This window comes from Tepidiphilus olei (genome assembly GCF_006980705.1).
Lineage (GTDB): Bacteria > Pseudomonadota > Gammaproteobacteria > Burkholderiales > Rhodocyclaceae > Tepidiphilus > Tepidiphilus olei.
This window is the reverse complement of sequence record NZ_SBHO01000001.1, coordinates 12,254-29,714: the sequence shown is the minus strand read 5'-3', so window position 1 is coordinate 29,714 and position 17,461 is coordinate 12,254. Positions and strand designations below refer to the sequence as shown.

Annotated in this window: 16 protein-coding genes; 6 read left to right on the top strand and 10 right to left on the bottom strand. The window is 61.8% G+C overall.

All coding sequences use genetic code 11. The features are described 5' to 3' along the window. Positions 1-9 precede the first annotated feature (9 nt). From EPD80_RS00160 to EPD80_RS00150, 3 genes are all read right to left on the bottom strand, one after another. Complete coding sequence (locus EPD80_RS00160; RefSeq protein ID WP_185955426.1) at positions 10-984, bottom strand: TAXI family TRAP transporter solute-binding subunit; 975 nt, start codon at positions 982-984, stop codon at positions 10-12. Positions 985-1,094: 110 nt separating this feature from the next. Continuing rightward, a complete protein-coding gene (locus EPD80_RS00155) occupies positions 1,095-3,293 on the bottom strand; it encodes an acetate--CoA ligase family protein (RefSeq protein WP_221928747.1) in 2,199 nt (732 codons plus the stop codon). Between the two features lie 4 nt (positions 3,294-3,297). Then, entirely contained in the window at positions 3,298-4,092 is a 795-nt protein-coding gene (locus tag EPD80_RS00150) for an enoyl-CoA hydratase/isomerase family protein (RefSeq protein WP_142805301.1), read from the bottom strand. A 548-nt stretch (positions 4,093-4,640) separates the two neighbouring features. Here EPD80_RS00150 and EPD80_RS00140 point away from each other — a divergent pair. From EPD80_RS00140 to EPD80_RS00115, 6 genes are all read left to right on the top strand, one after another. After that, a complete protein-coding gene (locus EPD80_RS00140) occupies positions 4,641-5,921 on the top strand; it encodes a chloride channel protein (protein ID WP_221928746.1) in 1,281 nt (426 codons plus the stop codon). 269 nt (positions 5,922-6,190) lie between these two features. Beyond that, on the top strand, positions 6,191-6,754 hold the full coding sequence (ectA, locus tag EPD80_RS00135) for a diaminobutyrate acetyltransferase (RefSeq protein ID WP_142808483.1): 564 nt from the start codon (positions 6,191-6,193) through the stop codon (positions 6,752-6,754). Then, positions 6,751-8,061, top strand: coding sequence for a diaminobutyrate--2-oxoglutarate transaminase (gene ectB / locus EPD80_RS00130; protein WP_142808481.1), 1,311 nt, complete (start codon positions 6,751-6,753; stop codon positions 8,059-8,061). Before ectA ends, ectB begins: the two co-directional genes overlap by 4 nt. Next, positions 8,058-8,459, top strand: coding sequence for an ectoine synthase (locus EPD80_RS00125; protein WP_142808479.1), 402 nt, complete (start codon positions 8,058-8,060; stop codon positions 8,457-8,459). Before ectB ends, EPD80_RS00125 begins: the two co-directional genes overlap by 4 nt. A 93-nt stretch (positions 8,460-8,552) precedes the next feature. Then, positions 8,553-9,470: an ectoine hydroxylase gene (gene thpD, locus EPD80_RS00120; protein ID WP_142808477.1), complete on the top strand. Its 918-nt coding sequence runs from the start codon at positions 8,553-8,555 to the stop codon at positions 9,468-9,470. Positions 9,471-9,652: 182 nt separating this feature from the next. Continuing rightward, positions 9,653-10,738: an alkene reductase gene (locus EPD80_RS00115; RefSeq protein ID WP_142808475.1), complete on the top strand. Its 1,086-nt coding sequence runs from the start codon at positions 9,653-9,655 to the stop codon at positions 10,736-10,738. A 61-nt stretch (positions 10,739-10,799) separates the two neighbouring features. Here the strand turns inward: EPD80_RS00115 and gstA are convergent, their stop codons facing one another. The 7 genes from gstA to hflX form a co-directional block, all read right to left on the bottom strand. Beyond that, positions 10,800-11,405, bottom strand: a complete 606-nt coding sequence (gstA, locus tag EPD80_RS00110; RefSeq protein WP_142808473.1) for a glutathione transferase GstA — start codon at positions 11,403-11,405, stop codon at positions 10,800-10,802. Positions 11,406-11,489: 84 nt separating this feature from the next. Next, positions 11,490-12,800 (bottom strand): adenylosuccinate synthase, encoded by a 1,311-nt coding sequence (locus tag EPD80_RS00105; protein WP_142805294.1) that lies wholly within the window; start codon positions 12,798-12,800, stop codon positions 11,490-11,492. 18 nt (positions 12,801-12,818) lie between these two features. Then, positions 12,819-13,973: an ATP phosphoribosyltransferase regulatory subunit gene (locus tag EPD80_RS00100; RefSeq protein WP_142808471.1), complete on the bottom strand. Its 1,155-nt coding sequence runs from the start codon at positions 13,971-13,973 to the stop codon at positions 12,819-12,821. 8 nt (positions 13,974-13,981) lie between these two features. Next, the gene (locus EPD80_RS00095) at positions 13,982-14,170 is read right to left on the bottom strand and encodes a DUF2065 domain-containing protein (protein ID WP_142805292.1); all 189 of its coding nucleotides are present in this window, start codon (positions 14,168-14,170) and stop codon (positions 13,982-13,984) included. A gap of 17 nt (positions 14,171-14,187) precedes the next feature. Then, on the bottom strand, positions 14,188-15,069 hold the full coding sequence (hflC, locus tag EPD80_RS00090; RefSeq protein WP_142805313.1) for a protease modulator HflC: 882 nt from the start codon (positions 15,067-15,069) through the stop codon (positions 14,188-14,190). Next, the gene (gene hflK / locus EPD80_RS00085) at positions 15,069-16,325 is read right to left on the bottom strand and encodes an FtsH protease activity modulator HflK (protein ID WP_142805291.1); all 1,257 of its coding nucleotides are present in this window, start codon (positions 16,323-16,325) and stop codon (positions 15,069-15,071) included. The genes hflC and hflK overlap by 1 nt, the downstream gene beginning before the upstream one ends. Then, positions 16,312-17,454: a GTPase HflX gene (gene hflX, locus EPD80_RS00080; RefSeq protein WP_142808469.1), complete on the bottom strand. Its 1,143-nt coding sequence runs from the start codon at positions 17,452-17,454 to the stop codon at positions 16,312-16,314. The genes hflK and hflX overlap by 14 nt, the downstream gene beginning before the upstream one ends. Positions 17,455-17,461: the final 7 nt, after the last annotated feature.

Below are 17,461 nucleotides of genomic sequence, written 5' to 3'. Positions count from 1 at the left end.
GCCCCGGGATCAGAGCCAGCCTTTTTCGCGGTAGTACTTCAACGCACCAGGATGAAGCGGCGCCGACAAGCCGTCCTTGACCATGTGCCCCGGCTCCAGATGGCCGAAAGCCGGATGGAGTTTCTTGAACTCCTCGAAGTTCTCGAATACCGTCTTCACCAGCGTATAGACCACTTCATCGGGCACTTTGGCCGAAGTCACGAGCGTGGCAAGCACGCCGTACGTGGGCACGGGTTCAGGGTGATTGGGATACAGACCAGCGGGAATTTCGACCTTCGCATAATAGGGCGCCTCGGCCAGGAGCTTGTCGACCGCCGGGCCCGTGACATTCGCGAGTTTGGCATTACACGTGGCGAGGGGATCCTGGATGTTGGCGCTCGGATGCCCAACGACGAAGAAGAAGGCATCGATCTTGTTGTCACACAACGCCGGACCATGCTCATCGGGTTTGAGCTCCGAGACGAGGGAAAAATCGGAATACTTCCATCCCAATGCCTGGAGCAACACGTCGACCGTGGCGCGCTGCCCCGACCCCGGGTTACCGATATTGACGCGTTTACCCTTGATGGCTTCCAACCCTTTCTTTGCATCGATTTCGGGACGAACCACCAGCGTGAGCGGCTCGGGGTGCAGAGAGAACACTGCCCTCAAGTCCTGGAAAGGTCCGGCGTCCTTGAACGAGCTGCTGCCATGATAAGCGTGATACTGCCAATCGGACTGTACTACCCCGAAATCGAGCTCACCCGTCCGGATGGTGTTGACGTTATAGACCGATCCCCCCGTGCTTTCGACCGAGCAACGGTATCCATGCTGAGCCCGGTCCTTGTTCATCAAGCGGCAAATAGCCCCGCCGGCGGCATAGTACACCCCCGTGACCCCACCGGTACCGATGGTGACGAATTTTTGCTGCGCCACGACCGGAGGCGCACTCAAGCTCGCCAACCCCAGCGCCAGGATGGCGCCCATCGTTTTGATACCTTTCATGGCGTACTCCTCCTGTGATGAATCTGCGTTTTTTCGAGTCTAGTGCGTAGAAGCGCATGGCGCCAGTTCGGGAAAACCCGCACCGGAGCGTGTTTCGACTGTCTATCCCCCTACTCTTCTCCTTCGAGCGGCAGTACGTTCGGGTTGAGCAAGAAGCGAGCATCTGCGATCGCATAGCCTTGCTCATGCACGATCACGGGGTTGAGGTCGAGCTCCGAGATTTCGGGGTACGCCCGCACGAAATCGGCCACCTGGAGCAGCAAATCGACCACGCGCGCCTCATCGACACGCGGCAGTCCCCGGACGCCGTGCAGCAATTTGTTCCCGCGTAGCTGCCGCAGCATGGATTCGGCGTCGTCACGCGTCATGGGAACGGCACGGAAAGCTACGTCATTGAGCACCTCGACGAAGATCCCGCCCAAGCCGAACATCATCACCGGGCCAAAGACGGGATCGCGCACCATCCCGATGATCACCTCCACCCCTTTGGGCGCCATGGGCATGGCGAGAACCCCATGGAGGTCCGCCTTGGGCGCGTACGCCCGGCACGACGCGAGGATGCTCTCGTACGATTCGACGATGGCCTCCCGCCCCCGCACGTCCAGCCGAACGCCACCGGCATCGCTTTTGTGCAGGATGTCGCGAGAGACGATCTTGAGGGCGAGCGGGCGGTCCCCGAAACGTTCGAGTACCTGCTCGACGTGCTCGGGCGCGCGCATGAGCACCGACTCTCCGGCGGCGATGCCATGCGCGGCCAGAGCCACTTTGGCTTCGTGCTCATAAGGATTGCGCCCCTCCTGGGCCGCGCGCAAGAAGACTTCTCTCACACAGGGCTGGGGTGACACGTGTCGCGCATCCGGTTCGGAGCAACGGCGCAAATGATGGCCACGCTCGGCCAGGGCCTGCAACACCCGAACGGAATGCTCGATCGAGGCATATACCGGCAACCCCGCCTCGCGTAGGCGCCGCACCGCCGGGGGTTTGATGGGCGCATAGAGGCTATGCACCACCAAGGGTTTTTCGTGTTTATTCCGCCATTCAGCAAAGGTTTCGGCACAGCGCATCTCATTACCCATGAGCTGCTCGCCGAATCTAATGGCATAGCCTCCGAACATGCCGACCAGCAGGAGTGCATCGACGTTGTCATCCTGGGCGAGGATGGAGAGACACTCCGCAAGAATGGCAGGATTGTCGTCGGAGGCACCCGCCACGTCGATCGGATTGCGCAGGGAGGCCTGGGGGGGAAGAATGGACGCAAGCCGCCTTACCGTCCCTTCTTCGAGCGGGGCCAGCGACAGACCGGCTTCGACCAGACGGTCGACGGCGATCGTGGCCTGCCCCCCACCGTCGGAGAGCACCGCCACGCGCGACCCAGGCGCTGCATTCCAGGCCGCCAACCCCTCGGCCACCGGCAGCATCTCGTCCGATTGCTGCACCAGGCACACGCCGGCTTGACGCAATAGATCGACCGTCATCGAATAGCTTCCCGCCAGCGCCCCCGTATGCGAGCGCGCCGCTACCTTGCCGGCTTCGGTTGCGCCAGACTTATAGACCACGACCGGTTTGTGGCGCGACACGGCGCGCGCGATCTCGAGAAAGCGCTGCCCTGAGCGGAACCCCTCGACGTACATCGTCACGACCCGCGTGTGGGATTCGCGACCCAGAAAACGCAAGTAATCGTTGAAACCCAGATCGGTCTGGTTTCCTGGGCCAACGTAGATGGAAAATCCCAATTCCCCGTGGTATTGGGCCTCGAGCACGAGCGAGAGCAGCATGTTGCCCGACTGCGAGATGAAAGCGACATGTCCTGGACGCACCCCCCGCAAACCCAGCAAGTCGAGTCCGATGGTCAGGTTGAACATGCCGGAGGTATTGGGGCCGATCACGCGCACACCATGCTTCTGCGCTGCCGCCAGCAAAGCCTCTTCGAGACGCTCACCATCCGGACCGCTTTCACGAAAGCCTCCGGCGATGACCACCACCCCTTTGATGCCCTTGCGGCCGCATTCTTCCACCAAGCCGGGAACGGTGGCGGCCGGGGTGCAAATCACCGCCAAATCGACCTCATCGGGAAGTTCTTCGACATTGCGGTAACAGCGCCGTCCGAGGATCATCTCCTCGCGCGGATGAATGGGATAGATGGCGCCACGATAGCCTGCCTCGATCAACCCCTGCACGGCTTTGTAGCCCCGTTTCCCTGCGACGGCGGACGCCCCCACCACGGCCACCGCCCGAGGGAAGAACAGAGGCTCGAGCGGGTCGGAAGAAGCGTCGCTGCACACGACGGACGGCATCTCAGGCTGATTCATCGGCTCATCTCCCGCGGAACCTGGGTGGGCGCTTCTCGGCAAATGCCACCACGCCTTCACGCCAATCTTCGGTGGTCGCCACGAACGTCATTCCTTCCAACTCGGCGGCAAGGGCTGCTTCCAGCGAATTTCCCGCGGCGAGCAGCAGGGTGCGCTTGGCGAGTTCCATGGAAATGGGCGCCTTCTCGGCCAGGGCGCGTGCATAGAGCCGGGCGGATTCGAGAAAACCCTCGTCGTCGAACGCACGGTTGGCCAACCCGATGCGTTCGGCTTGCTCACCATCGAGGCGTTCGCCAAAAAACAGCAATTCACGCGCTCGCGCCAATCCGACCAGCCGCGGCAACAACCACGTGACCCCCCCGCCAAGGAAGTTGCCGATCGACAACTCCGGGAAACCCAGTTTGGCACTTTTGCTCATCAGCAGAAAATCGGCTGCCAGTGCCATTTCGGCTCCTGCTCCGAGCGCATAGCCATGCACTGCCGCCACCACCGGTTTCGACAGGTGCAGGATGCGCCGGCATACCTCCTGTTCTCCCTCGAGGTAACGGCGACGCTGGTAGGGCGTTCGCTGACCACTGCCGTGCGCTTTGAGGTCGGCTCCCACACAGAAAGCCCGGCCCTCGCCACGTAGTAGCACCACCCTGACCGTTTCGTCCTCTTCGGCCCGGAGCAATGCTTTGTGCATGGCAGCATAGACGGCTTCATTGACTGCATTGAGCCGATGCGGGCGATTGAACGCGATTTCAGCCAAACCCTCATGCACCGCATACCGCAGCGGCTCTCCTTCTTCATCGCTCATGGACGGCGCCTCACTCGCCTCTACCATCGCTATCTCCCTCGACGATTCAAACGGTTTCCCCGTGCGGCACCACGAATGAGCGACTGCACGGCTGCATCGCGGCTCGCTCCGGCGCATGGATGCCCGCACATCGAGGGGGGCATGTCGCCTCCTAGGCGTCTTGGGAAACGCTGAATAATTGGCTGCGCGGGCGAATCGCTGCGTTGCGCGGTGCTCGCTCCCTCGCCTATCTACTCGATATGTCTCGGTCGCTGCGCTCCGTGCGCCTTGCGCTTCATCCCGCTCGCTCATTTCTTCAGCGTCCCCCTGACCTGCAATCGCTCGCGGAAGTTTTTCGCACGCCCATAGGACGGAACACGCCGTGATCCCGCCTCCCTCGGCGAGGTTCATGATAGAGCCAAAGACACGTCTTTCGCAAGCTCGGGCTCATTTTGCACTAAAATTCCTTTATGCCTGAAAACGACAAGCCCTCGTCCACATCGACCCGTCGTTCGCAGCGACTGCAACGGCTGACGGTCTCTTTGAGGCGCTGGGAAGAAGAGCTCCCCATGGTGTTTGCCGCCTGCCTGGTGGGGCTGCTCTCCGTGGGTTTTGCCAAAGCGGCGGAATGGGCCATCGAATTCCATGCCGCCTTGCTCAATGGCCGTCCCTGGATAGGGCTTCTCCTCTCTCCTCTGGGTTTCGCCGCCATCGCCTGGATCACCCTGCGATTCTTTCCCTCGGCCACCGGCAGCGGCATTCCGCAAGCGATCGCCGCCAGCCTGAGCACCGACGGCAGGCTGAGGCGCTCGCTCCTGTCGATTCCGATCGCCCTGGGTAAAATTCTCCTGACCACCCTGGGCCTACTTTGCGGCGCCTCGATCGGGCGCGAAGGGCCAACAGTACAAGTCGCCTCGTCGGTGATGTACGCCCTTGCTGGCAAACGCAAGCGACGGCGGCTCGCTTCCAGCCATGCGCTGATCGTCGCCGGCGGGGGCGCCGGCGTGGCCGCCGCCTTCAACACCCCACTGGGGGGCATTCTCTTCGCCATCGAAGAGATGTCCCATCGCCGCGCTTTCCAGGCAAACGGAACCTTATTGACGGCCGTCATCTTCTCCGGAATCGTCTCGCTGCTACTGCTCGGCAACTATACCTATTTCGGACGTACCGATTTGGCCATGGGCATGGCCGATGGCTGGAAAGTGGTGCTCGCGATGGGCATCGCCTGTGGCCTCATGGGCAGCCTCTATGCGCGCGCGCTGATCGCTTTGTCGCACCACGGCCTGCCTGGACGCGCCGGCCAATGGGCCAAACGACACCCGATCTACCTGGCTGCAGCCTGCGGCCTGGGTACCGCCTTATTGGGTTGGGTCACCGGCGGAGACATTTACGGCACCGGTTACCAGCAAGTCAAGTCGGCCCTGGAAGGCGAAGGCATGCTTCCATGGTACTTTTTCCTCGCCAAGATGGCCGCCATCACCCTGGCATTCGTCAGCCGCATACCGGGCGGCGTATTCGCACCAGCGCTGGCCGTTGGCGCCGGCCTAGGCTCGCTCGTCGCCATGGGCTTCCCAGGATCGGCACCCAACGTCTTCCTCGTGCTCGGCATGGTGGGCTTTCTGTCCGCCCTGACGCAAACCCCCATCACGGCCTTCGTGATCGTGATGGAAATGACGGCAAACCATGAAGTGCTGCTACCTCTCATGGCGACGTCTCTGATCGCCTTCGCCCTCTCCCGCACCCTCATCCGCACTCCCCTCTATCACGCCTTGGCGCGTGACACCCTACGCTCGGCAAGCGAGCGCCTCAAGCAGCAAAAGCTCGTCCACCAAGACACACTCGGCAACTGAAGGGCGCATCGTTTTCATCGTACGGGCACAGCGGCCCGAGGCAAGAATCGCCCGAAACCGAAGAAGATACCCATATCGATTACAAAGAATGCGCCGTCGAAGGATGGGAGCCCCACCAAAACCCTCATAAAAAAATGGTTGACCTCTCCCTCGTCGCGTGATAGGGTAAAAATACAAAAAACACAATAGAATTTATTCGTCACTCTATCCCTTGAATTTCATGGACATTTCCATGAAATACATTCTCATATAATTACATTATCATTATCATGAATGATTTATATTTTTTAGCCCAAAACCCGTCCCTCGATACGATCACATTCCGTGAGCCCCGGCCGGAAGACGGGCCGCGCGTCACGCGCCTCATTGCCCGGTGCCCACCGCTCGACCCCAACTCGGCCTATTGCAACCTGCTGCAGTGTACGCACTTCGCCGATACCTGCATCCTGGCCGAGCGTCCGAACGAGGACGAGTTGCTGGGCTGGATCTCCGGGTACCGTATCCCGAATACACCAGACAAGCTCTTCATCTGGCAAGTGGCGGTGACTGAAACGGCCCGGGGTCAGGGGCTCGCCAGCAGCCTGCTCGAACGCTTGCTCGCCCGGCCCGGGCTCGACGACGTGCGCTTCATCGTCACCACCATCACTCCCGACAATGATGCTTCCTGGGCATTCTTTCGCGGATTCGCCGCCCGCCATGGCCATTCGATCGTCGAGCGGCCGCTATTCGAGAAAGAACGCCATTTCGCCGGCCGACACGAGACCGAATGGGAACTGACGATCGGTCCCCTGTCTGCCGTCCATTCCACTCCTTCCGGAGGAAATACGCCATGAGCAGACCCGAACCTTCCCATACACTACCCGATCGTTCGATTTACCTGCGCCGCGAATCCAAGGTGCGAAGCTACTGCCGCACCATGCCCCGACAGTTCGTCAAAGCCAGGGGACCTTGGATGTACGACGATCAGGGAGGGCGCTATCTCGACTTCTTGAGTGGATGCTCGACGCTCAACTACGGTCACAACCATCCCGTACTCAAACAAGCGCTCATCGAGCACATCCAAAACGATGGCATCGCCCATGGTCTCGATCTGCACACCCAGGCCAAGGCAGAATTCCTGCACACGTTCGATGAACTCATCCTCGAGCCTCGCGGACTCGATTATGTGGCAATGTTCCCCGGCCCCACGGGCACCAATGCCGTGGAAGCCGCCCTGAAGCTCGCCCGCAAGGTGACCGGGCGCAACCTCGTGATCGCTTTCACCAACGGATTCCACGGCATGACTTTGGGCTCGCTTGCCTGTACCGGCAACGCGGCCAAACGTCAGGGCGCCGGAGTGCCGCTCGACAACGTCGTGCATGAGCCTTACGACGGCTATCATGGCCAAGGCATCGATACGGCCGAGCTACTCGAACGTCGCCTCACCGACGGCTCGAGCGGTCTCGACGCCCCGGCCGCGATCCTCGTGGAAACGGTGCAAGGCGAGGGCGGGCTCAATGTCGCCTCGGCCGCATGGTTGCGCAAGATCGCCGCCCTGGCCAAGCGTCATGGGGCCCTGCTCATCATCGACGACATCCAGGCCGGATGCGGTCGCACCGGTGGCTTCTTCAGCTTCGAAGAAGCTGGAATCGAACCCGACATCGTTACCCTAGCCAAGTCGCTCTCGGGTCTGGGATTGCCCTTTGCGCTCACGCTCTTCCGACGCGAGCTCGACATCTGGAATCCGGGCGAGCACAACGGAACCTTCCGAGGTAACAACCATGCCTTCGTCACGGCCACCGCCGCCTTGCGCCATTTCTGGAGTGACGGCGAGTTCGCCGGGGAAGTATCGCGGCGCGGCGAATATCTGGCCGAGCGACTCGAACGCATGGCCGAAGCACACGGACTCGAAACCCGCGGCCGCGGCATGATGCGCGGCATCGTCCTACCCAATGGTGAACTTGCAGCCAAGGTCACCGCTGCCTGCTTCGACCGGGGGCTCATCATCGAGACGAGCGGAGCCGACGATGAAGTCGTCAAAGTGCTCGCCCCGCTGAACATCGACGACGAGATATTCGCCAAGGGCTTGGACATCGTCGAAGAATGCGTAGCCAACGTCATGAATGAGTACGTCGAAGCATCGCTGGAGGTAACCAAATGATCGTGCGTTCGGTCGACGAGCTGCGTGATGGTGAGCGTCACGTCAAATCCAAAGGCTGGGACAGCATCCGTTTGCTGCTGAAGAAAGACGGTATGGGTTTTTCCTATCACGTCACTCGCCTCTACTCGGGAGAGACGCTGGAATTCCACTACCGCAACCACCTCGAAGCCGTCTTGGTGATCGAAGGCACCGGCACCATCGAAGATCTGGGTACGGGTCAAATCCACGTGCTTCGCCCAGGGGTCATGTACGCCCTCAATGAGCACGATCGGCACATCATACGCCCGACCACGGACATCGTCTGTGTGTGCGCCTTCAATCCTCCGGTCACCGGCGCGGAAGTACATGACGAGACCGGCGCCTACCCGGCCGAGCACGAATACGCTCGATCCCAATAGCCGCTGCATCGCCCCCTCCCTCGTCGGCACCCCTCGCTTCGTCGAGGAGGGGTGCCATCGTTGCTTTTGCAAATCAGCCAGAAAAGAGGCTGTATGGAAGATCTCTATCCCTCTCGTCGCAGCCATGAGGCCATGATGAGCCCCATAAAGGACCCCGTGCTCTATCGCCCTTGGACGCCGGAAGCTCCTCTCACGGCCGGCCAAGCCTCCCGTTTCGAGCGCGAAGGGTTCCTCGTCCTCGACGGACTTTTCACCGACGAAGAAGTGCGCCTTTTGCAAGAAGAAGCTGCGCGGCTCCGCACCCAGGCGCAAGTCCTCGACCCCGAGACGCTCATCACCGAACCCAACAGCAGCGAGGTGCGTTCCATCTTCGCCATCCATCAACAGGCCCCAGTGATGCAGCGCCTGGCAAGTGACCGGCGGCTGGTCGGAATTGCCGAGTTTCTACTCGACGATCGGGTCTATATCCACCAATCACGCCTCAATTACAAGCCGGGATTTCGAGGCAAAGAATTCTATTGGCATAGCGATTTCGAGACCTGGCACGTGGAAGATGGCATGCCGCGAATGCGCGCAGTCTCGATTTCGGTCCTACTCACGGAAAACGATGCGATCAACGGGGCGCTAATGCTCATCCCGGGGTCACACACCACCTACATCTCCTGCGTAGGCGAGACGCCCGCGGAGCACTACCTCCACTCCCTGAAAAAGCAAGAATACGGCGTGCCAGACGATGTGAGCCTAGCGACCCTCGTCGACCAGCAGGGAATCGTCGTTGCCGGGGGAAAACCTGGGACGGTGTTGGTATTTCACTGCAACGTCATGCACGGTTCGAACGGCAACATCACACCACAGCCGCGCTCCAACGCCTTTTTCGTATACAACGCCCTCTCAAACCGATTACAGGCTCCTTTCGGTCCGGAAAAACCTCGCCCCTGGTTTCTCGGAACCCGCGAGCCCCAACCGATCACGCCCCAAACCGGCCTGTTGACCGAGGCCGTGAAACGCTAGCGCTCTGGACGGAAAATCGCCTCGATCGGGGCAACCACGGGGAACCCGGATCACAGCGGAAAGGTGCAACGACCTGCTCGAACGACGCCGTTGATCCCATTGCGAACCGAAGCCATTGGTTTTTTTCCTTGGCCGATCTATAGTGATTGGGCTCACACAACAACCACGGAAAGGATCGATCGATGACCGAGAAGCGCGATCTCTTCACCTCCATCGCTCTGGGCCCTTACACCCTGCCCAACCGGATCGCCATGGCGCCGATGACGCGCAATCGGGCCAGTGCCCACGGCGTTCCCACCGACATGATGGTACGCTACTACGCTCAGCGCGCCAGCGCCGGTCTCATCATCAGTGAGGGCGTGGTGATCTCCCCAGAAGGATTCGCTTACCCCAACACTCCCGGCATCTTCACGCCGGCTCAAATCCAAGGTTGGAAAGCCGTCACCGAAGCGGTGCATGCCCGTGGTGGACGCATCTTTGCCCAATTGTGGCACTGCGGCCGAGTGGCACATCCCGAGGTCAATGGGGGATTGGAACCGATCGGCCCTTCCGCGATCGCTGCCCGCGGCGAGACCTATACGCCGAGCGGCAACAAACCCTTCGTCACCCCGCGCGCCATGAGCCTGCAAGACATCGCGGAAACCATCGAACATTACGCTCAGGCCGCGCGCAATGCCAAGGCGGCGGGTTTCGACGGCGTGGAGATCCACGGTGCCAACGGGTACCTCATCGACCAGTTCCTGCGCGACGGCAGCAACCGTCGCACCGACGCCTACGGCGGCTCCATCGCCAACCGTGCCCGGTTTCTCCTGGAAGTGACCGAGGCCGTGCTCGGCGTATGGGATCGCGGCTGCGTGGGGGTGCGCCTCTCGCCCCTACAACCGTTCAACGACATGCGCGACTCCAACCCCGAGGCAACTTTCTCTTACGCCGTCAAAGCCCTGGGCGATTTCAATCTCGGCTATCTACACATCACCGAAATGGGCAAAGAATCCCCTGGAGTCGCTGGCCCTGCCTTCGACCTGCGCACGCTGCGCCCCTTGTGGCCCACCGTCTACATGACGAACGGGGGCTACACCTTCGAGACGGCCAACGCGGCGATCGCTCGCGGCGAGGCCGACATGATCTCGTTCGGGCAGCTTTTCATCGCCAACCCCGATCTGGTCGAGCGATTCCGTCACGGCGCGGCGCTCAACACGCCCGATCCTTCCACTTTCTATACGGGGGGCGAGAAAGGCTACCTCGATTACCCCATCCTCTACGCTTGAGCAAAAAAGAAGAAAAAGCCGCCCAAGGCGGCTTTTTCTTCTGATCGGCGCAAGCCCAAGACTACTTTTTCAGACCTTCCGCCTTCAAGGCCGCTTGCACCGCTGGACGCTGCGAAACTTTTTCCGCGAAACGCGCTAGGGCTGGGAATTGACCGAGGTCGATTTGCACATAGGCAGTCCAGGTGGTGCAGACGAACAGGTAGACGTCGGCCACCGAGAATTCTTCCCCGAGAAGCCAGGTCCGCTGAGCGAGCTGGCCGTCCACCCATTGCAGGCGTTTGAGCAGGTTCTCCTTCGCCACCGCCTTCCATTCCTGCGGGCAGTTCGGCTTGAAGAGCGGCGAGAATCCTTTGTGGATCTCGGTAGCGATGAAGTTGAGCCATTCCACCAACCGCACCAGCCCCATCCCCTCTTTGGGGCCGAGCGGCGTACGCGCCAGATTCTGCACGATGTAGATGAGAATCGCCGGGCCTTCGGTGAGGATCGTCCCATCGTCGAGCTGCAGCGCCGGAACGTAGCCCTTGGAATTGATCGCCAGATAATCGCCCCCATCGGCGAGTTTTTTCGTGGCGAGATCCACCCGCACCAGCTCGGGCTCGACGCCGGCTTCCCGAAGGGCGATGTGGGGCGACAGCGAACAGGCGCCGGGCGAGAAATACAGTTTCATCGGGTTCCTCCTTTTTCGTGGTTCGTATGATTGAAAGCCCCTCACGGAGCTTTCTCACTGTAGCACATCCGGAGAAAAACGGTTTCAGGCGCCGAAAGGATGACGGCGCAGGATGGTCTCGTCGCGCTCGGGGCCAGTCGAGATCACGTCGATCGGAATCTCGCAGAATTCCTCGATGCGGTGCAGGTAGGCACGGGCCTCGTAGGGAAGATCCTCCCAACGGCGCGCCCCGAAGGTGCTCTCGCGCCAGCCAGGCAAGGTCTCGTAGACGGGAACACAACGGGCGACCTCGTCGGCTCCCATCGGCAACAATTCGATCCGCTCACCGTCGAGTTCGTAACCGATGCACAGTTTCAGATCCTCGAGGCCGTCGAGCACGTCGAGCTTGGTGATACACAGACCCGAGACGCCATTGATGATGATGGAACGCTTGAGCGCGGCCAGGTCCAGCCAGCCGCAGCGTCGCTTGCGACCGGTGACGGTGCCGAACTCCCGCCCTTTGGTCGACATCTGCCAGCCCGGGGTGCCCTCGGTGTCGATGTCCAATTCCGTGGGGAAAGGCCCCCCGCCCACCCGAGTGCAATACGCCTTGGTGATGCCGAGCACGTAGTGCAGTCGCCCCGGCCCCAGCCCGGCGCCGGCGGCGGCTTGACCGGCGACGCAGTTGCTGGAGGTGACGAAGGGATAGGTGCCGTGATCGATGTCGAGTAGCGTCCCCTGCGCCCCTTCGAAGAGCAGATTGCCGCCCGCCTTGTTGATCTCGTAGAGTCGGGCGGAGACGTCGGTCACCAAGGGCAACATTTCTTTCGCATCGGCGAGCGCTTGTTCATAGATCGGCTCGAACTCGAGCGGCTCGGCGTGGAAAGCCTGAGTGAGCACGAAATTGACCCAGGCGAGGTTGCTCTCGAGCTTGGCGCGAAATTGCTCGGGACGGAAGAGATCGTAGAGGCGGATCGCACGACGGGCCACCTTGTCCTCGTAAGCCGGGCCGATGCCCTTGCCCGTGGTACCGATCTTGTCGCCAGCGCTGCGCGCCGCCTCGCGCGCCCGGTCGAGCGCGACGTGATAGGGCAGGATCAAAGGGCAACCGGGGCTGACGCGCAGGCGCGAGCGCACTTCGATCCCGCCAGCCTCCAACGTCCGAATCTCGGCAAGTAGGTGATGGACGTCGAGCACCACCCCGTTGCCGATGAAGCAGGCCACCCCTTCGCGCACGATGCCGGAGGGCACGAGGTTGAGCTTGTATTCACGCTCCCCCACCACCAAGGTGTGCCCCGCGTTGTGCCCACCCTGGAAGCGCACCACGCCCTGAGCGTTGTCGGTGAGCCAGTCGACGATCTTGCCCTTACCTTCGTCGCCCCACTGCGTCCCGACGACGACCACGTTCTTAGCCATCAGCCCTTCCTTTTACGATCACAACGGTTCCACGACCCACTGTCCGGCGCGCTGCACGAGGCGCCGGTCGCAGCCGGCTTCGCGCCATTCTTCGAGCGGATGCCCCGGCAATTCCCGCACCACTGCCTGCCCTGCCTCACGCAACTGGGCCACTACTGCCTCCAACGCCTCATCGTCCACCGCGGGCGCGAGGATGGCGCCCGGCAAGGGGGCGAGCGGCAGACGGGCGATGAGTTCGCGCAAATCGATCGAAAATCCCGTCGCCGGCCGAGCCCGTCCGAAAGCCGCACCGAGTCCGTCGTAACGCCCGCCCAAGGCGAGCGCCGAAGGGTGGTTGGCGCCGTAGGCAGCGAACATCACGCCGGTGTGATAGTGATAGCCACGAAGATCCGCCAAATCGAACCCCAGCGGCAAATCGGCGAGCGTTTCGGCGAGCGCCTCGAGCTCTTCGAGTGCCCGCACCACTGCCGGCAGCGGTGCGAGCCGAGACCGTGCCAGAGAGAGCACCTCGATCCCGCCGTAGAGCCCAGGCAGGGCGCACAGTGAAACAGCACGCGCCTCATCGATCTCGGCGCCGGTCGTAGCGAGGAAGTTCTCGATTCCCGCAGAATCTTTTGCCTGGAGCAGTTCGAAGAGCGCCTCTGCCCGCTCGTGATCCATGCCCTCGGTGAGGGCGCGAAAGAGCCCCATGTGCCCGACGTCGATACGCACCGCCGGTAGACGTGCCCGTTCGAGGGCAGTCGCCAGCAGGCGAATGATCTCGATGTCGGCTTCCACACCGCCATGACCATAGAGCTCGGCACCGAGCTGCAGCGGCTCGCGCGTGGCGGTGAGCGAGGCGGGCAGAGTGTGCAGCACCGGGCCACAGTAACACAGACGGGTGACGCCCCGACGATTCAACAGATGCGCATCGATCCGTGCCACCTGAGGCGTAATGTCGGCACGCACCCCCATGGTTTGGCCGCTCAACTGGTCGGTGAGCCCGAACGTACGCAGCCTCAGGTCTTCCTCTCCGCCGACGATGAGCGAAGAGAGGAATTCGATGAGCGGAGGAGCGACGAGCTGGTAGCCATGAAGACGGAAGAGATCGAGCAGATCGCGTCGTAAGCGCTCGAGGTGCTCCGCCGCCGGGGGCAGCTCGTCACGGAGATAGTCGGGCAAAACCCAACGCATGGATGGCCTCACAGGATGACGTCATTGACGATGAGCAACCCCAGGACGATGGCCGCGGCACCAAACCAGCGTAAGCGCTCGGAAGGCACCTCTGCCAGACGCTTCAGGGCTTGCTGCCAGGCATGCGGTGCGAGGAAAGGCATCAAGCCCTCGAAAACGAGCATCAGACCCAAGGCTTTCCAGAAGATTTCGGACATGCTCTGGACGGCAAGGCTCAGCGGTTGCCCGACGACTGTGGCGTCTTGAAGTGTTTGAAGAACGCGGAGCTTGGATCGAGAACGAACACGTCCTCACGCCGAGAGAAGCTCTCGCGATAGGCTTCGAGGCTGCGATAGTAGCTGAAGAACTCGGGATCGCGTCCATAGGCTTCGTTGAAGATGCGCGTGGCTTCGGCATCCCCTTCACCTTTGAGCCGCTGCGACTCACGATAGGCTTCGGCGATGATCAGCTCGCTTTGCCGGTCGGCGTCGGCGCGGATACGCTCGGCGATCGCCGCCCCCTCGGAGCGCAGGTTGTTGGCCACGCGCTTGCGCTCGGCCTCCATGCGGCGGTAGACCGACTCGGACACCTCTGCCGGCAGATCGACGCGCTTCAGGCGCAGATCGACGATCTCGACACCGAACGTGCGCGCGTCGCGGTCGGTCTTGGTGCGCACGATTTCCATGACCTTGTCGCGCTCACCGGAGACGACATCGTGCACGCTGCGTTGGCCGAATTCTTCGCGCAGCGTGGCGTTGACCGTTTGCAGTAGCCGTGTGCGAGCACGCGTCTCGTCCCCGCCCATGGTGATGTAATACTGCTGCGGGTCGGCGATGCGCCACTTGATGAAGTGGTCCACCAACACGTTCTTCTTCTCGGAAGTGATGAAACGCTCAGGTTCGGGCGTATCGATGGTCAAAAAGCGCCGATCGAACAGACGAACGTTCTGTACCAAGGGTAGTTTCACGTGCAAGCCCGGTTCGGAAATTACCGATTTGACCTCCCCGAACTGCAGGACCATGGCATAGCGGCGCTCGTCGACGGTAAAGAGCGACATCGAGGCGATCGCGGCAATCAGCAGCAACACCCCGAGCACGGTGGCGATCCTAGCTTGCATCATCGGCTCCCCCGCTCACGGTTGCGCAGATCTTGTCTCGTCATGTCCCGTTCCTTACGGGTCGATTCGGCCGCAGCCTCGGCACTGCCATCGCCGCTGCTAGGCCCTTGGTAAGTTGGCGCCGTCGTGCCCCCGGAAGGGGTGAGCAAACGCTCGAGCGGCAAAACCATGAGGTTGTTGTGGGCTGGTGCATCGACCAGCACCTTGCTCGTGTTGGTAAAGATATGTTGCATCGTCTCGAGATAGAGGCGTTCGCGCGTGATCGCCGGCGCCTGCCGGTATTGCTGCTGGATCTGGGTGAAGCGCGCGGCATCACCAGTGGCCTGTTCCACGATCCTACCTTTGTAGGCATTGGCCTCCTCCAATAGACGTGCGGCCGTGCCTCGAGCGCGAGGGATCACTGCGTTGGCATAGGCCTCACCTTCGTTCCGCAAGCGTTCGCGATCTTGACCGGCCTTGACGGCGTCGTCGAAAGCCGCCTGCACCTGCTCGGGTGGTTGGGCGTTTTGTAGGGTGACGCGCACCACTTGCACCCCGGTACGGTAGCGGTCGAGCATGGTCTGCATCAACTCCTGAGCGCGTACGGCGATGTCCTCACGTCCTTCGTAGAGGACGTAATCCATTTTGGACTTGCCGACGATTTCACGCATGGCGCTCTCGGCGGCCTGCTTGACGCTCTCGTCGGGCGCACGGTCGCGGAAGAGATAGTCTTCGGGGGATTTGAGCACGTATTGCACCGCAAACTGGATCGAGACGATGTTCTCGTCGTCGGTGAGCATGAGCGATTCACGCAGCACCTTGTTGCGGTCGGTGCCGCGGTAACCGACTTCGACGGTGCGCACGCCGGTGAGATCGACGATCTCATGGCGTTCGATCGGGTAAGGCAAGCGCCAACGCAAGCCCGGTTCGGTCGTCTCGACGTACCGACCAAACCGCAGTACCACCGCGCGTTCGTTGGCATCGACCTTGTAAAACCCGGAAAGCAGCCACAACACGAGTACGATGGCGACGAGCAAGACGATCCCGGCACCGAATTGCTTGCCATCCCAGGAGCGACCCCCTCCAGGGCCCGAAGAACGCCCTCCGCGGCCACCACCAAAGAGCACCGCGAGCCGCTCGTTGAATTGACGCCAGACTTCCTCGAGGTCGGGGGGACCTTCGCCTTGGGGCGGACGTCCCGGGCGAGGATCACGACGGCGCCCCTCATCGTCGGGTCCGTCGTTACGATCGCCCCAACGGGGATCATTCAATGACATGGAGTTCCTCGTTTCTTGATTGCACCGTACGCATCGGCGACAGGGGGCACAGGCGGTCGGTGAGCACCGCACGTAAGGAGTCGAGCCCCTCTCCTGTGCGCGCGCTGACGCAAACCCGGCGAATGCTACCACACTCGTCGGTCCGCTCGGCCGGAACCTCGGCGAGCAAGTCGATTTTATTGAACACCTCGATCCGTGGCACGTCCTGTGCGCCGATCTCGGCGAGCACCGCGTCTACCGTGGCGCGCTGAGCCTCACGATCCTCACTCGCCCCATCGACGACGTGTAGCAGCAGGTCGGCCTCGGCGACCTCTTCGAGCGTGGCGTGGAAGGCCGCCACCAAGTCGTGCGGCAGATCACGGATGAATCCTACGGTATCCGAGAGCACGACGTCACCGACGCGCGGCAGCCAGATGCGGCGCGATGTGGTGTCGAGCGTGGCAAAGAGCTGGTCGGCGGCATAGGCGCCGGCTTTGGTGAGTGCGTTGAAGAGGGTCGACTTGCCAGCGTTGGTATAGCCCACCAGCGAGACCTGCGGCACCCCCCGACGGTTGCGCGCGCGCCGGCGTGTGATGCGCTGGCGCTCGAGCCGCTCGAGCCGGCTCTTCAGCTGCTTGACCCGAATGCCCAGGAGCCGCCGGTCGGTCTCGAGCTGGGTCTCGCCCGGTCCACGCAGGCCGATCCCTCCGCGTTGGCGCTCGAGGTGGGTCCAGCCGCGCACGAGGCGCGTGGAAAGATATTCCAGCTGGGCGAGTTCCACCTGGAGTTTTCCTTCGTGACTGCGGGCACGCTGCGCGAAGATGTCGAGGATGAGGGCATTGCGATCGATCACCCGACACTGCAATTCGCGCTCGAGGTTACGCTGCTGCGCTGGAGACAAGGTATGGTCGAAGACGACCAAATCGCCCTCTCCTTGGGCGATGGCGCTACGCACTTCGTCGAGCTTGCCGCGGCCGACGAAGAAAGCCGGATCGGGGCGTGGCCGACGGCCGCGCACCACGCCGACCACGTCGGCCCCGGCACTTTCCACCAGGAGTTGCAATTCGCAGAGACGCTCGGCGAGCGCACCCTGGCCGATATCGAGCTGGACGAGCACGGCTTGTTCACCGCGTTGCGGACGTTCGAACAATGAAAGA

What these genes read in the sequence shown, in the direction of transcription:
- EPD80_RS00115 (WP_142808475.1), top strand. Translation starts at nt 9,653, where the DNA reads ATGACCGAGAAGCGCGATCTCTTCACCTCCATCGCTCTGGGCCCTTAC.
- EPD80_RS00140 (WP_221928746.1), top strand. Translation starts at nt 4,641, where the DNA reads ATGGTGTTTGCCGCCTGCCTGGTGGGGCTGCTCTCCGTGGGTTTTGCC.
- thpD (WP_142808477.1), top strand. Translation starts at nt 8,553, where the DNA reads ATGGAAGATCTCTATCCCTCTCGTCGCAGCCATGAGGCCATGATGAGC.
- EPD80_RS00100 (WP_142808471.1), bottom strand. Translation starts at nt 13,973, where the DNA reads ATGCGTTGGGTTTTGCCCGACTATCTCCGTGACGAGCTGCCCCCGGCG.
- ectA (WP_142808483.1), top strand. Translation starts at nt 6,191, where the DNA reads ATGAATGATTTATATTTTTTAGCCCAAAACCCGTCCCTCGATACGATC.
- gstA (WP_142808473.1), bottom strand. Translation starts at nt 11,405, where the DNA reads ATGAAACTGTATTTCTCGCCCGGCGCCTGTTCGCTGTCGCCCCACATC.
- EPD80_RS00105 (WP_142805294.1), bottom strand. Translation starts at nt 12,800, where the DNA reads ATGGCTAAGAACGTGGTCGTCGTCGGGACGCAGTGGGGCGACGAAGGT.
- EPD80_RS00125 (WP_142808479.1), top strand. Translation starts at nt 8,058, where the DNA reads ATGATCGTGCGTTCGGTCGACGAGCTGCGTGATGGTGAGCGTCACGTC.
- EPD80_RS00155 (WP_221928747.1), bottom strand. Translation starts at nt 3,293, where the DNA reads ATGAATCAGCCTGAGATGCCGTCCGTCGTGTGCAGCGACGCTTCTTCC.
- hflC (WP_142805313.1), bottom strand. Translation starts at nt 15,069, where the DNA reads ATGCAAGCTAGGATCGCCACCGTGCTCGGGGTGTTGCTGCTGATTGCC.
- EPD80_RS00160 (WP_185955426.1), bottom strand. Translation starts at nt 984, where the DNA reads ATGAAAGGTATCAAAACGATGGGCGCCATCCTGGCGCTGGGGTTGGCG.
- hflK (WP_142805291.1), bottom strand. Translation starts at nt 16,325, where the DNA reads ATGTCATTGAATGATCCCCGTTGGGGCGATCGTAACGACGGACCCGAC.
- EPD80_RS00150 (WP_142805301.1), bottom strand. Translation starts at nt 4,092, where the DNA reads ATGAGCGATGAAGAAGGAGAGCCGCTGCGGTATGCGGTGCATGAGGGT.
- EPD80_RS00095 (WP_142805292.1), bottom strand. Translation starts at nt 14,170, where the DNA reads ATGTCCGAAATCTTCTGGAAAGCCTTGGGTCTGATGCTCGTTTTCGAG.
- ectB (WP_142808481.1), top strand. Translation starts at nt 6,751, where the DNA reads ATGAGCAGACCCGAACCTTCCCATACACTACCCGATCGTTCGATTTAC.